Below are 13,906 nucleotides of genomic sequence, written 5' to 3'. Positions count from 1 at the left end.
CCCGCGTTGCCGCCTCTCTTGCGACCAAGGCCCGGCAGTGGCGCACTAGTGCGCCACTGCTGACGCCGACTGATCCTCCCCGCGGGTCGGCTTCGCTCGTAGGGTCGCCTCATGAACCTGCGTTCCGCACTCTGGCTGCCGCTCTTCGACGAACTCGCCGACCCGCTGGTCATCGCGCGCCTCGCTGCCGAGGCCGAAGAAGCGGGCTGGCACGGGCTGTTCGTCTGGGACCATGTCCGCTGGCGCGAGCCGGTGGCCGAGATCGCCGACCCGTGGATCACCCTCGCCGCCGTCGCGTCCGCCACCGAGAACCTGGTCTTCGGCCCGATGGTCACGCCGCTCGCCCGCCGCCGTCCGGTCAAGCTCGCCCGCGAGACGGCCACACTGGACAGGCTGAGCGGCGGCAGGCTGATCCTCGGCGCCGGGCTGGGCAGCGACCGGTTCGGCCACGAGTTCTCGAAGACCGGCGATGAGGTCGACGACCGCGTCCGCGCCGAGATGCTGGACGAGTCCCTCTCGATCCTCACGTCGGCCTGGTCCGGTGAGCCGGTGCGGCATCACGGCAAGCACTACACGGTCGAAGACATCACCTTCCTGCCGCGACCGGTGCGGCCGATTCCCCTGTGGCTGGCGGGTTTTCCCGGCAAGACGAAGCCGATGCGCCGGGCCGCGCGTTACGACGGCTTCTTCCCGGTGAACCTGTCGGGCGCGGACGCGCTGGCGGAGGCCGTCGAGACGATCACCGGGTTGCGCGGCGACGATGAGACGCCCTACGACTTCGCGATCGGGCTGCCGGCGGGCACTGATCTCGCGCCGTACGCGAAGGCGGGTGCGACCTGGTGGCTGGCCGAGTTCCCGTGGGACGACCTGTCCGTGGACGCGGTCCGCGGCGTGCTGAGGGACGGCCCGGCCTGAGCGAACGGCCGTCTTTACTATTGCTTTACTTTTGGCCGGGCCGGGGCGGATACTGGGCTGACGAGGGGAGTACTTCTCAAGGGTCTGCCCGGTCAGTACGGACACTCCGCTGGTGTCCTCGGGGGACCGCCCCTAGTGGGTGAAGGAGACCTCGAACTTGACGTTCGAGGAGGCCCCTGTGCCCGAATCCGCTGTGCCCGAATCCGTTGTCGTGGCGAGCACTGCCGAACCCCTGGGTTCCGTCGGATTGTGGTCGGTCAGCATCGTGGTGCTGCTGGGATTGCTGGTCGCCGATTTCGCCGTCACCCGCCGCCCGCACGAGGTGTCGATGCGGGAGGCCGCCGGCTGGTCGGCGTTCTACCTCGCGCTCCCGGTGTTCTTCGGGCTCTGGCTGTGGCTCGATTTCAGTGGCGATCAGGCGATCGAATTCATGACGGGCTTCGTGGTCGAAAAGTCCCTGTCGGTGGACAACCTGTTCGTGTTCATGCTGCTGCTGGCCGCCTTCGCGGTCCCGGCCGCCGTGCAGCAACGTGTGCTCCTGTACGGAATCGCCGGTGCCCTCGTGCTCCGCGGCATCTTCATCGCGGCGGGTGCCGCGATGCTTTCCGCGGGAACCTGGGCGTTCGTCGTCTTCGGGGTGATCCTGTTCGCCTCGGCGGTCAAGATCCTGCGTGAGGCGCTCGCGGGGGCGGACGCCGAGCGGGACATCTCGACGATGCGGTCGGTTCGCTTGCTGCGCAAGCTGATGCCGGTCACCGAGGACTATCACGGCACCCGCCTGACCGTCCGCGAGCGCGGGCGGCGGGCGCTCACGCCGTTGGCGGTGGCGGTCGTCGCGGTCTTCGCCACCGACGTCGTGTTCGCCGTCGATTCGGTGCCCGCGGTCTACGGCATCACCGAAGACCCGTATCTCGTGTTCGCCACCAACGCCTTCGCCCTGCTCGGCCTGCGCGCCCTCTATTTCGTCCTGCATTCGGCGCTGGCCAAGCTCGTCCATTTGAACCATGGTCTCGCGATCATCCTCGCCTTCATCGGCGTGAAACTGGTTCTGCACTGGGCCCACGGGATCTGGCCGGGCGTGCCGCAGGTCCCCACCCCGCTCTCGCTGGTCGTGATCATCGCCGTCCTGGTCACCGTCACGCTGACCAGCCTGCACGCGCGGCGGACCACACCGGCCGGATCAAACAGGAGTGAGTGATGATCGGTGAATTCTTCGCCCAGGTCCTGATCGACGTCGTCGTCACCGTGTTCTTCCTGGCCGCGGTGGTGCTGGTGTCCGCCGCGATGCGGCCGCCCCGGCCACCTCGGGGCCCGTACGTGTGACAGTCCGAAAAGGACAGGTGACGCTGGCGTGTCGGCCGGGTCCGAACGGCGGGCATGTTCGGCACGGCCGGTACGCTCGCCGATGGTTGAGAAGACAGCCATCTCCTGTCGGGCGTCCGTGCGCCCTCATCCGGCAGGAAACGTCGGGTGAGGAAGGTGGCTGTCGTGTCGAATGCCGTGCGTCACGGTGGGCTGGACGCACCTCTGAGACCCTCGAAGCTCGACCGTCTGCATGTCCTGCTGGTGGAGGACGACGACGGCGACGCGTTGCTGGTCGAAGAGATGCTCGCGGACGCCGCGGCCAGCCTGGAGCGTGTCGTGCTCGAGCGGGTCACCACGCTCGAACAGGTTCTGGCCCGGCCGGTCACCGCCGATTGCGTGCTGCTGGACCTCCAATTGCCGGACGCGACGGGACTGACCGGACTGACCAGGTTGCGGCAGCACGCGCCGTCGGCGGCGGTGATCGTGCTGACCGGCCGCGAGGACGAAGCCCTGGGCGTGTCCGCGGTGGGTGCCGGCGCCCAGGACTATCTCGTCAAGCACCTGGTCGACGGGCAACTGCTCGCGCGGACGTTGCGGTACTCGTGGGAGCGCAGCCGCGCCGAGCGCGTCGAACAGCAACTGCTGCAGCACCAGTTGCTGGCCAGGGAGAACGCTCGCCTCGAACGCGGGCTGCTGCCGACCCCGCTGGTCACCGATCCACGGCTCGGTCTCGTGGTGCGGTACCGGCCCGGCCGGAACGGGGCCCTGCTGGGCGGGGACTTCTACGACGCCGTCGAACTGCCCGACGGCACGCTGCAACTGGTCATCGGTGACGTGTGCGGGCACGGCCCGGACGAGGCGGCGCTGGGCGTCGCGCTGCGGATCGCGTGGCGGTCGGTCGTGCTGGCCGGACTGCCCATGGCCGAGACGCTGGCACTGGTCGAAAAGATGTTGCAGCACGAGGCTTTGGGGCCGCTGTTCGCCACCGTCTGCATGATCACGGTCGCCCCGGACCGCCGGTCCCTGCGCATGACGCTGGCCGGTCACCCGCAACCGCTGCTGGTCGACGACGTCGGCGGCCGCCTGCTGTCCAGGGAGACGCTCGGCCCGCCGCTGGGGGTCGCACCGGGCACCGGGTGGGAAGAGCTGACGGTGCCGCTGGGACCGCGGTGGTCGCTGTTGCTGTACACCGACGGCCTGTTCGAAGGGCGCGTCGAAGGCAGCGGGGAACGGGTCGGGCTCGACCGGATGGCCGCGGCCGCGCTGGACAGCCTGAACACCGAAGGCGGTGCGGCCGCGGCGCTCGACCACCTGATCAGCGAGATGGACGTCCTCCACGGCGGCCCGCTGGACGACGACGTCGCCCTCGCCCTGCTCACGTTCGCTCCCGGGGAGCCGGCTCGATGAAGCCCGATTCCTCGTCCGGGGTGTGGTCGATCAGCCGCTGGGCGGCGCTGTCCGGGGTGATCTCGTCGGCGCTGATCGGCGCCGCGATCGTCGCCGGGGCGCTGGCGCTGGGGAACCTGACCGACTCCCGCTCCCGCCTGCTGGACGTGACCGGGCCGCAGGTGCTGCAGGCCGGTTCGCTGTCCACGGCGCTGCTGAACCAGGAGACCGGTGTCCGCGGCTTCATCCTGGGCGGACGGAACGAGTTCCTCGATCCGTATCGGGACGGCCTGAGGGCGCAGGATGCCGCCGCCGCCCAGTTGCGGCGGCTCGGCGCGACTCCCGGCACCCCGACCGGTGACGACCTGGACGAGGTGCTGCGCGCCGCCACGATCTGGCGCGAGGCGATCGTGGAGCCGACCCTCGCCGGAACTCCCTCCACCGGCGCGCAGAACGGCGAGGGGAAACCGCTCTTCGATCAGGTCCGGGGCGCCCTGACCGTGCTGCAGAGCCGGCTGGAAGGCGATCGCCAGCTGGCGAGGGACGACCTGGCGTCCTCTGCCGACGTGCTGCGGACGATGCTGATCCTCATCGCGATCCTGCTCTGCGTGACGCTGTACCTGGTTTTCTTTCTGCTGCAACGAAAGCTCATCAGGCCGATCCGGCAGCTGGCGGGCGAGGTGCGTGACGTCGCGCAGACCGACGTCCACCGCGAGGTCCGTGGATCGGGCCCGCGGGAGATGCGCGAACTGGCGTCCGATGTGGAATCACTGCGCACACGGATCCTCGACGAAGTGGCGGGACTGGAGCGCGCGCAGGAAGTGATCATCGTCCGGACGCGGGAACTGGAGCGTTCGAACTCCGATCTGGAGCAGTTCGCTTACGTCGCTTCGCACGACCTCCAGGAGCCTCTGCGGAAAGTGGCGAGCTTCTGCCAGCTTTTGCAGAAGCGCTACCAAGGACAGCTGGACGAACGCGGTGATCAGTACATCGGTTTCGCCGTGGACGGCGCGAAGCGGATGCAGGCGCTGATCAACGATCTGCTCGCCTTTTCCCGCGTCGGGCGCCGCGCCGGAGACTCCGAAGTCCTGCGGATCGAGGCTCTGCTGGATACCGCGCTGGCCAACCTGGACGAGACGATCACCGAGTCCGGAGCCCGGATCACCCGTGGTGAACTGCCCGCGGTGCAGGGGGAGAAGTCCTTGCTGACGGCGGTTTTGCAGAACCTGGTCGGCAACGCGCTCAAGTTCCGCGGCGAGCACCCGCCGGAGATCGACGTCTCCGCCGAGCGCGACGGCCCGGAGTGGCGCTTCACCGTGGCGGACAACGGAATCGGCATCAACGCCGAGTACGCCGAGCGGATCTTCGTGATCTTCCAGCGGCTGCACGGCCGCGCCGACTATCCGGGCACCGGGATCGGGCTGGCGATGTGCCGCAAGATCGTCGAGCACCACGGCGGGCGGATCTGGCTCGACACCACCGACGTGCCGGGCACCCGGTTCCACTTCACCCTGCCCGCGCTACCGGCGCCGGCCACGAGCACTCACGAAGGAAGCGAAGAAGCATGACCGAGTCCCTGGAATCGATCCACATCCTGCTGGTCGAAGACGACCCCGGCGACGTCCTCATGACCCGGGAGGCGTTCGAGCACCACAAGATCCGCAACAGCCTGTCGGTCGTCTCCGACGGCGAGAAGGCGCTGCAGTTCCTGCACCGCCGGCCGCCGTACGAGGACGCGCCGCGGCCGGGGCTGATCCTGCTCGACCTGAACCTGCCCCGCAAAGACGGCCGTGAGGTCCTCAACGAGATCAAGCAGTCCCCCGAGCTCCGCAGCATCCCGGTCGTCGTGCTGACCACTTCCGAAGCCGAAGAGGACATCCTCCGCAGTTACGACCTGCACGCCAACGCCTACGTCACCAAACCGGTCGACTTCGACCGGTTCACCGACGTCGTCCGCCAGATCGACAACTTCTTCTTCACCGTGGTCAAACTCCCGCACTGACCCGTTTTCCGCCGTGTCTCAAGGGAAGCGCAGCACGGTGATCCCGGCCAGGACGAAGAACACCAGCACGACCAGGGTGCCGCTGTGGCCACCGGACGAACTGGTCACGACCTGCTCGACGGCCCCGGTCAACCGCACGCCGCAGTCCGCGACGACGGTGTGCTTGCCCGCCTCGATCCGGGTGAACTCGACCGCCGCGGTGAAGGCCCCGGTGCCGTCGGCGTAAGCGCTGCCGACCCGGTCGCCGTTCGACGTCAGGGTCACGGAGCGGCCCGGCTCGCAGCCCTTGCCGGTCGCGGACAGTTCGTCGCCGGGCTGCACGCTCGGCCGGTCGAGCACCAGGTCGTCGAGCCCCGGTGCGGTGCTGGTCGTCGAGGGGACGTCGGTCGCCGGCGGGGTGGTTTCCGTGGTGGGCGGCGGGATCGTGGTGGTGGTCGTCGTGGGTGGCGGCGTGGTCGTGGCCGGTGTGGTGGTCGTCCCCGGCCCGGTCGGCGTGATCACCGGGGGCTTCGTCGGCGGGGGCACTTTGGTCGTCGGGGTGGTAGGTACCGTCCCGGTCACGCGGAAGGTCCCGGTCCCGGTCAGCGGGCCGCCGGTGCGCGCGTTCGTGCAGTTGCCGGTGACGGTGTAGCTGTTCGGCGTCGCGCTGCTCGGCACCTTCGCCCCCACCTGTCCGCTCGCCACCTTGCCGGTGTCGGCCGACGCGAGCGGCGCTCCTCCTTGCCAGGTGAAAGAAACCGGGCCTTTGCACGGGTAGAAATTCCAGGAAATGGTAAAAGAACTCCCGGCGGGACCATTCGAAGGTTTCAAACCAACTGTGGACTGATAGGGGGACTGTTGCGCGTTACCCGCTCCCACCAGGGCAACTAAAAGCAGCAGTCCGGTCACGATGCCGAAAACCAGCCGAACCACGATACGCATTGGGACGTCCCTCTCCGGTAAGTACTCGCTGTAGCATTCCGGACCAGTCGGATAACGCAAATAGGGGATACGCAAAATGGGACGTGTCATCGCGGCAGGGGTTGCGTTGGGTCTGTGTGCGGTTCTCCTGGGCGCGCCACCCGCGAGTGCCGCCGACGGCGAACTCGAGCTGGCGGTCACGATCGACGGCAGGCCGATCGGCAACACCACGATCAGGATCGACCCGGCCAAGCCGATCGAAGTCGGAATCAGGGCGACCAACAGCGGCGGGACCCCGGTCAAGATCCGCAGCATGCGGTTCTCCGGCGAGGCGCTCGCGTTGACCTTCTTCGCCTACGACACCACGGCCCCCTTCGAAGTGCCCGCGCACAGCCGCGTCACCAGGACCTTCATGCTGGACCTGGCCGACCTCTCCGGACAGGCGATCGGGCTGCTCCCGTCGACGGTGGAACTGCTCGACGCCCAGCGCGTGAGCGTCGGCGAGGCGACCACGGTCGCCGACGTCCGCGGATCCTTCTGGTCGGTCTACGGCGGTTTCGGCCTCGCGATGCTCGTGCTCACCGTGCTGGCCTGGCTGAGTGCCCTGCTGGCGCTCGCCCGACACCGCCTGCCCGCCAACCGCGGGCGCCGCGGGCTCCGGTTCCTGCCCGCCGGATTCGGCACCGGGCTGGTCGCGGTCGTCTCGCTGTCGGTGCTGCGGCTGGTCCCGCCGGAACCGGCGATCGAGATCCCGGTGGTGCTCGGCGCGGCCGGTATCGCGTTCCTCCTCGGCTACCTCACCCCGAACCCGTCGGTCGCCGTGCCCTTGGACGACGAGACGGTCCGATTCCCTGACACCACTGAGGACTCGACCACCGGGGGGTTCAACCGATGAGCGCGCCCGCCGAGGTCGTCGCCGCGCTGCCGCAGTACGAGATCGGGCCCGCGATCGGCCAGGGCGGGATGGGGGTCGTGTTCGCCGGCGTCCACCGGTCGCTGGGCCGCGACGTCGCCATCAAACAACTCCCGTGGGACGTGCTGAACCACGCGGTGAGCAGCGAGCTCTTCGACCGTGAAGCGCGCGTGCTGGCCAGCCTCGACCACCCGCATATCGTGCCCGTCTACGACTACGTGCGCACCGGCCGCGAGCATCTGATGGTGATGGAGCGCCTCGATGGCGGCACCGTGTACAGCCGCTTCCACGACGGGGGAGTCAGCGGCGAGCAGGCCTGCGCGATCGCGCTGGCGATGCTCGCCGCACTCCACGCGGCGCACGAAGCGGGTGTGCTGCACCTGGACGTCAAGCCGAAGAACCTGCTCTTCACCACCCAGGGCGTGATGAAGGTGGCCGACTTCGGCATCGCGAAGGTGATCAGCGAAGGCGCCACGCTCGTCACGCACGGCGGGGAAGTCCTCGGCACGCCCGCCTACATCGCGCCGGAGCAGGCGATGGGCAACGCGTTGAGCCCGGCCGCGGACGTCTACTCGGCGGGCACCGTGCTCTACGAACTGCTCTCCGGGCAGTTGCCGTTCGACAACACGCGGGGCGCGATCAGCATGATGCGCCAGCACATGTTCACCGACCCGCGGCCGATCTCGGGCGTGCCGATCCCGATCGCCGGCGTCGTCATGCGCAGCCTCGCCCGCGAACTCGACTCCCGTTACCGCGAGGCGGAGACCTTCGCGGCCGATCTCGCCGCGGCCGCCACCGCCGTCTACGGGCACGGCTGGCTGGAACGGTCCCGGGTGCCTGTCCGCCATCTCACGCCCAGGGTCATCTCCGCGCTCAGCACCTCGACGGCGGCACCGATCGGCGACGCCGCCACCCAGCCCGTCCGACGTCCTCAAGCGCCGGATCCGACGCTGTCGGCGACCCGGGCGAGACCTCGGCCGCTGCCCGCCGAGAAGTCCGGTTCGGTGCTCTGGCTCAGGCTCGGCGCGGCGTTCGCGCTCATCGTGCTCGTGGTGATCGCGCTGCTCACGCCGGAGCGGATCCCGCACGAGGCCACGACGCTGAAACTCGACGGCGTGGCCGTCACCGCGCCGGTGGAAGCGGACCTCAGCAAGACCTTTGCAGTGACCGGTGAAGGCACTCCGCGGCGGCTGAGCCTCGACCTGTCGGCCGCGGGGATCCCGCTCGGATCCGCCACGGCGGCACCGAAAGCCGACCGCGACGGCGGCTTTCGAGCCGACCTGACGTTTCCCGGGCTGACCCGGTGGATCGTCGGGGGAGCGGTGACCGCCACGGTGCTGACCGACGGGCGGCCTCAGACGTTCACGTTGCTCACCCGGCAGCATCCGCTCGCGAGTGCGCTCGGCGCGGGCAGCCTGATCCTGGCGCTGTTCGCCTTGGCGTACTTGGAATCCGGGCTGCGGACGATACGCAACGGCCATCGCCGGCGAAGTGCTCTCGTCGCCGGGCCCGTGCTCGGCCTGCTGTTCGGCGCCGCGGCCTGGCTGTGCGTCTCGGTCCTGCGGGTTCACGAACCGGCGCCGCTGTTCGGCGCCGGATGCGCGGTCGCCGGTGCGGTGGCCGCGGGATTCGTCGTCGCGGCGGCACGGAGCCGGCGTCCGAAAACGCGATAACCGCTCCCCGGGGGCGGCCGTCGCCGACGGCCGCCCCCGGTTTCGCGGGGTATCAGGACTTGCGGTGCTTACCGTCGTCGTCCGTGACCTCGAACTGTTCCTTGCGGACCTGACCGGAGATCGTCTGATCCTCGGTGACGGTCTCGGTCTTGAGCCGGGCCCGCTCGACGGCCACGGTCTCCTTGTTCACGACCGGCTTCTCGGCGTGCAGAACGACTTCCTGCTCGTCCTCGCCGATCTCGACCTTCTCACCGCCGGCCTTCGTGATCGGTTCGCGTTCGATGCGCACCTCTTCGTGGCTCACCGGCACGGTCACCTGCTGCTCTTCGGTGACGACGTACTTGCGCAGCCGGACGTGCCCGGTCTCGACCTGCTCGGTCCCGACGTTGAGCCGCTCCTCGGACCGCGTCATCGTGTGGTCGGTGTTCTTGCCGCTCTGGTCACGACCGGCACTGTCCTTTTCGGACCGCCCGCGGCCGTCTCCCTTGCCGGTGCCCGCCGCGCCCATCCCGGGAGCGCCCTTACCCTGCGCCCGGTCGTCCATCCGGCCGTCCGGCGAGGTCCGCGGCATCGGCAGCCCGTAGTGACGGTAGAGCTGCTGGCTCTCCTCGACCGACAGGTGACCATCGGCCTCGATGCGCGGCGCGTCGGAGACGGCGTCCTTGTCGACGCGGACGTGGAGACCGTCCTTGTCCCGGTGCGCGCCGGAGAGCGGGACGAAGCTTTCCTTGGTGCCGAACAGGCCCGTCTTGACGGTGATCCACTCCGGCTGGTGCGTCGTGTCGGCAAGGTAAACCGTGCCGACCTTCCCGAGCTTGGTGCCGGCCGGGTCGACCACCGCACTGTCGATGAGTTCCTGCGGCTGCATGGTCTGAGCCATCGGTTCTTGCTCCTCCCGAATCGTGTTCGTGCTGATCAGCCCACCGTCGGCCGCTCTGTTGATCACGGCAACCGTCGTGATGTTCCTGTGGGTGACCGTCGAAAGTGCGGGTTTGAAGCCGGATCCGCTGGCTAGGACCGATGCGGCGGCACAGGTGAAGGCCGGGTTCCGCGGGTTTCACGGGGTGATCGGCGGGCGGGAGGTTGGTGCGAAGGTGTGGACCTCGTGAGCGGCGTCATGTTGTTGCCGGGACGGCTGGAGTCGCCGCTGCAGCAGACAGCCGGGCTTGCCCCTGGCGCCGCAGCGTCGGCTATGGCCTGGTAGCCGCCGCCAAATTGCGGACGCGGCCTGACGATCTGGCCTAGTGCCGCATGATCGCGCTGGCTCGCCTCCGCCGCCTGCGGCGTGGCCGTATCTCGGTGACGGGTCAGAAGGGTGGTAGTTCGTCAGTGTCGCGGGGTTCGTGGAGTGGCGGAGGCGTGCTGGTGTGGGTCTGCCCGGTGGGTGTGGTGATGGTCAGTGTTCCGTCGGGTGTGAGCTGGTAGTTCCAGCCCGGTGCGTCTTTGAGGCGGTGGTCGCGGCGGCAGAAGGCGATGAGGTCGCCGGCGTCGGTGTTGCCGTGGAACTGCCACGGCACGGAGTGGTCGATGTCGCAGGTTTGGGCGGGTCTGTGGCAGCCGGGTCTTCGGCATTCACGGTCCCGCACCCGGACGAACTCGTCGGTACCGGCCGTCGGCCGGTACCGATCCCGGCCCAAATCCTTGACCTGGCCGGACAGTGGATCGGTGATGATCCGGCGCAGCACCGTGTTCGGCCCGGAGGCGATATGCCGGGCGAGCGCTGCCGGAATGTGACCGTGCCCGGCCATCTCAGCCGGGTCGTCGTTCAAGCCAAAGTAGGTGTTGAGGTCCAGATAAAGGAACACCTCCGCCCGTTCATTGGCGCCGCCTTGTCCGCTGAGCAGGAGGTCAAGCGCGACGTCGGCGCGGAGCTGGTCGAGGGTGCGGGTCTCTTCGGAGGTCTTGAGGGCGTGGGCTTCCCGGTTGATCCGGAGATACGCGGCGTTGACTTTCTCGGCGGGGCCGTCTTCGATCTCGATCGACGCGACTCCGGTGTCGCCTTGGCGTGCGACGAGGCGTCGGCCCGCGCGGCTGTGCTCGCTTCGTCTGGTGGCGCCGTCGGGGTCGGTGGTCATGGCGGCGTGGTTGGCGGCTTTGCGGATCTGGTCGGTGTTCTTGTCCGGCAACCGGTCTTCGAGCAGCGCGTCGGCGGCCCGAGCGTCGTCGTCGGACAGCCAGGCGGTGGCGGTGGCGACTTTGGTGGCGCCGAAGCCGCTGACGAGGCCTTGGTCCATCAGGTTCAGGGTGCGGGGCAGTCGGGTGGTGAGGGCTTGGGCGGTTGTGACCAGGCCGGTGGCGTGACCGTCCACAACGGACAGTGCGAACGCGACTTCCTGGACGACACTGCCCACGCCGTCGCGGTGTCGGCTCAGCTGCGCTATCGCGCGGAACCGGACCGCTTCCAGACGCGCGATCCCAGCGGACGCCGCGACAGCGACGGCGACGGAATCGTTGTCGTCCAACGAATTCAGAGATGCGTTGATGTCCTCCAGGAGACTCGGATGGGTGAGGTCTTCGAGTAGCGCCACGGGGGCGGATCGGTGTGTGTCCACAAGATCAAACCTACAGCCGGCCACCGACAATTTCGGGTGCTCGGAACCCGTTACCGAAATTCGGCAATACGCCAGTGAATCTTGGCAGGTAAGGATTCCCGCCATCGCAGCCAGGTCAAGTATCTGGCGTCAGCCTGAGGTAGTCGCGTGGCCACGACCTCCGCCGAGGCGACGAGGCTGAAGCCCGTTGCCGAAATCCGGCAAACCCAGCCAGTGCGGGAGGCACAGCAAACCCAGGCCCTTTCGGGCGGTCGATGATGCGCGCGAACGTACATTGTGCGCCCGCCCGGAATTTGATCCCCTTTTGCGAAGATTCAACTCATCATCCGGAGGGGGATGGTCACGTGATCGAGGTTTCCGGCGAGAGAACCCGGGCCGGGCAACGGTTCCGCAGGACGTTCGCGGTCGTTTCCGTGTTCATGGCGACGATTCTGGGTGTCACGGGAACGGCGCATGCCGGGATCGTGTCCTGGAGTGACGGCTACGAGTCGAACCCGTTCGGCACCTGGGAGCGGGGGATTCAGGGCGGGGACGGGCACTCCTGGGTCGACATCGGCATGGGAGTGGCGCGCAACGGGAGCCACAACAATGGCTGGCTCTTCGCGGACCACGGCTGGTCGGCGATGAGGACTCCCAAATCGCTCAGCAGTTTTCCGTCGAACAGGTCGAACTGTGCCGCCGCCATCTACGCGGATCCGGTCGGGGGCGGAGCGCAGGTCGGGCTTGAGATCTGGGACCCCAACGGCTGGCGGAGGATCGCCAGCAACGTCGTGTGGATCGACGACGCGGCGGGCTACAAGCTGGTTCCGCTCTTCAATCTCAACCTGAACGGGATCGCGACGGTCTACCTGCAGCCGATCTACGGCAACAACGGTGGCCCGGCGAAGTACGTCCGCTTGGACGACGCGATCATCCAGTGCAGTTACTGACCCGGTGAGTCCGGTACGAGGGCCCTCGTACCGGACTTCCGGAGCTTTCTATCGCTTCGCGCGCCGCACCGGAATGAGCCAGACGGCCGCCGCCAGAACCGCGGCGAAGGCGAGTGCGAGCAGGTCGAGGGCGAAGCCCGGTTGCAACGGGAGGCCCAGGTACTCCCGTTCCTCGTCGGGCAGGGTGAGCAGCAGCACGGTGAGGAGTGTCAGCCCGGCGCTGACGGAGATCGTGATCTGCCCCGCACGGAGCCGGGCGAGCAGCAGAACGCCGCCGATCAGCGCGGCCACTCCGCCGAAAACGACGCTGAGGCGCCCGAGCAGAAGCGGCGGATAGAGGATGTCGAACAGGAAATACGCCTGGTGGATCATCATCGCGTCGGCGAGCAGGAGGAAGCCGAACAACATCGCCGCCACACTCGCCAGGACCGCTGGTACGGAAGGCGTACTCGCCGGACGGGCGGGCGCCGTCCACGGGGTAGAGGGTGCGCTTTCCGCAAGGGCTCCGGCATTGCTCGCGGCGAACGTCAGAAGCGGGATCGCCTGGTCCGGGATCAGCCGGGCCTGGGGCGATTTCGCCAGCAGGCCACCGATGACCTCCGCCAGCGGGCCCTGCGTCCGGCTCATCCGCGGTGCCTCATTGACCACCGCGTACAGCGTGGCCGCGGTGTTCTCGCGCTGAAACGGATTCCCGCCCTCGCTCGCGGTGAGCAGGGCCGCGCCGAGCGACCAGAGATCGGCCGTCGGAGTGGCCTCGTGGCCGCTGATCCTTTCAGGGGCAAGGTAAGCGGGTGAGTCGGTGGCCGTCCGCGCGATCCCGAAATCGGTCAGCTTCGCCTGGCCGTCGGGACGCACCATGATGTTCGCGGGCTTCACGTCGCGGTGCACGATCCCCGCCGCGTGCGCGACGGCGAGCGCCCCTAGCACCTGCCTGCCGATGTCGGCCACCACCTGTGCGGACAGCGGACCCGACGACACCAGGTCCTCCAGTGTCGGCGCCTCCACCAGTTCCATCACGATGAACGACCCCCCGTTCTCCACGACGACGTCGTGGACGGTCACCACCGAAGGATGGTTCAGCGCACCCGCGGTGCGGGCTTCGTGCAGAACACGTTCGGCGAGCGCCGGCGAGAGCAGTAACTCCTTGACCGCGACCTGACGGCCGATCAGCGTGTCGTCACCACGCCACACCACCGCCGACCCGCCGCGTCCCAGCTCTTCGAGCAGGGTGTAGCGGCCGCCGATCGTGCGTGGGCCCGCCTCGGCGTTCGCCAACTCCGTCACAGTGTTCTCCTAGAATCCTGAAGTCCGGTCACGGAAGGCTAAGTCCG

14 protein-coding genes are annotated in these 13,906 nt (G+C 68.4%); 10 read left to right on the top strand and 4 right to left on the bottom strand.

Going from position 1 to position 13,906, the window contains the following annotated elements; all coding sequences use genetic code 11:
* Window positions 1-111: 111 nt before the first annotated feature.
* From ACLJRL_RS28260 to ACLJRL_RS28235, 6 genes are all read left to right on the top strand, one after another.
* Window positions 112-915: an LLM class flavin-dependent oxidoreductase gene (locus ACLJRL_RS28260; RefSeq protein ID WP_410659326.1), complete on the top strand. Its 804-nt coding sequence runs from the start codon at window positions 112-114 to the stop codon at window positions 913-915.
* Between the two features lie 178 nt (window positions 916-1,093).
* Window positions 1,094-2,113: a TerC/Alx family metal homeostasis membrane protein gene (locus tag ACLJRL_RS28255; protein ID WP_410659325.1), complete on the top strand. Its 1,020-nt coding sequence runs from the start codon at window positions 1,094-1,096 to the stop codon at window positions 2,111-2,113.
* Window positions 2,113-2,238, top strand: coding sequence for a hypothetical protein (locus ACLJRL_RS28250; protein ID WP_410659324.1), 126 nt, complete (start codon window positions 2,113-2,115; stop codon window positions 2,236-2,238). Before ACLJRL_RS28255 ends, ACLJRL_RS28250 begins: the two co-directional genes overlap by 1 nt.
* 165 nt (window positions 2,239-2,403) lie before the next feature.
* Window positions 2,404-3,627, top strand: coding sequence for a PP2C family protein-serine/threonine phosphatase (locus tag ACLJRL_RS28245; RefSeq protein ID WP_410659323.1), 1,224 nt, complete (start codon window positions 2,404-2,406; stop codon window positions 3,625-3,627).
* Window positions 3,624-5,174: a sensor histidine kinase gene (locus ACLJRL_RS28240; protein WP_410659322.1), complete on the top strand. Its 1,551-nt coding sequence runs from the start codon at window positions 3,624-3,626 to the stop codon at window positions 5,172-5,174. The genes ACLJRL_RS28245 and ACLJRL_RS28240 overlap by 4 nt, the downstream gene beginning before the upstream one ends.
* Window positions 5,171-5,608 (top strand): response regulator, encoded by a 438-nt coding sequence (locus ACLJRL_RS28235; RefSeq protein ID WP_410659321.1) that lies wholly within the window; start codon window positions 5,171-5,173, stop codon window positions 5,606-5,608. The genes ACLJRL_RS28240 and ACLJRL_RS28235 overlap by 4 nt, the downstream gene beginning before the upstream one ends.
* An 18-nt stretch (window positions 5,609-5,626) precedes the next feature.
* On the opposite strand, the gene ACLJRL_RS28230 is transcribed toward ACLJRL_RS28235, so the two are convergent.
* A complete protein-coding gene (locus ACLJRL_RS28230; protein ID WP_410659320.1) occupies window positions 5,627-6,277 on the bottom strand; it encodes a hypothetical protein in 651 nt (216 codons plus the stop codon).
* A gap of 328 nt (window positions 6,278-6,605) precedes the next feature.
* On the opposite strand from ACLJRL_RS28230, the gene ACLJRL_RS28225 reads away from it, so the two are divergent.
* Both ACLJRL_RS28225 and ACLJRL_RS28220 read left to right on the top strand, forming a co-directional pair.
* Window positions 6,606-7,403 carry a hypothetical protein gene (locus ACLJRL_RS28225; protein WP_410659319.1) on the top strand — a complete coding sequence of 266 codons (798 nt, stop codon included), beginning with the start codon at window positions 6,606-6,608 and terminating at the stop codon, window positions 7,401-7,403.
* The gene (locus tag ACLJRL_RS28220) at window positions 7,400-9,094 is read left to right on the top strand and encodes a serine/threonine-protein kinase (RefSeq protein WP_410659318.1); all 1,695 of its coding nucleotides are present in this window, start codon (window positions 7,400-7,402) and stop codon (window positions 9,092-9,094) included. Before ACLJRL_RS28225 ends, ACLJRL_RS28220 begins: the two co-directional genes overlap by 4 nt.
* Window positions 9,095-9,146: 52 nt before the next feature.
* Here the strand turns inward: ACLJRL_RS28220 and ACLJRL_RS28215 are convergent, their stop codons facing one another.
* Complete coding sequence (locus tag ACLJRL_RS28215; protein WP_410659317.1) at window positions 9,147-9,974, bottom strand: DUF2382 domain-containing protein; 828 nt, start codon at window positions 9,972-9,974, stop codon at window positions 9,147-9,149.
* 22 nt (window positions 9,975-9,996) lie between these two features.
* On the opposite strand from ACLJRL_RS28215, the gene ACLJRL_RS28210 reads away from it, so the two are divergent.
* A complete protein-coding gene (locus ACLJRL_RS28210; protein WP_410659316.1) occupies window positions 9,997-10,203 on the top strand; it encodes a hypothetical protein in 207 nt (68 codons plus the stop codon).
* A gap of 198 nt (window positions 10,204-10,401) precedes the next feature.
* Here ACLJRL_RS28210 and ACLJRL_RS28205 read toward each other — a convergent pair whose 3' ends face one another.
* Complete coding sequence (locus ACLJRL_RS28205; RefSeq protein ID WP_410659358.1) at window positions 10,402-11,586, bottom strand: DUF222 domain-containing protein; 1,185 nt, start codon at window positions 11,584-11,586, stop codon at window positions 10,402-10,404.
* A 404-nt stretch (window positions 11,587-11,990) separates the two neighbouring features.
* On the opposite strand from ACLJRL_RS28205, the gene ACLJRL_RS28200 reads away from it, so the two are divergent.
* A complete protein-coding gene (locus tag ACLJRL_RS28200) occupies window positions 11,991-12,575 on the top strand; it encodes a hypothetical protein (protein ID WP_410659315.1) in 585 nt (194 codons plus the stop codon).
* A gap of 48 nt (window positions 12,576-12,623) precedes the next feature.
* Here ACLJRL_RS28200 and ACLJRL_RS28195 read toward each other — a convergent pair whose 3' ends face one another.
* The gene (locus ACLJRL_RS28195) at window positions 12,624-13,859 is read right to left on the bottom strand and encodes a serine/threonine-protein kinase (protein WP_410659314.1); all 1,236 of its coding nucleotides are present in this window, start codon (window positions 13,857-13,859) and stop codon (window positions 12,624-12,626) included.
* Between the last annotated feature and the right edge of the window lie 47 nt (window positions 13,860-13,906).

The organism is Amycolatopsis sp. lyj-112 (genome assembly GCF_046549055.1).
Classification (GTDB): domain Bacteria; phylum Actinomycetota; class Actinomycetes; order Mycobacteriales; family Pseudonocardiaceae; genus Amycolatopsis.
This window is presented reverse-complemented; position numbering and strand designations above follow the sequence as displayed.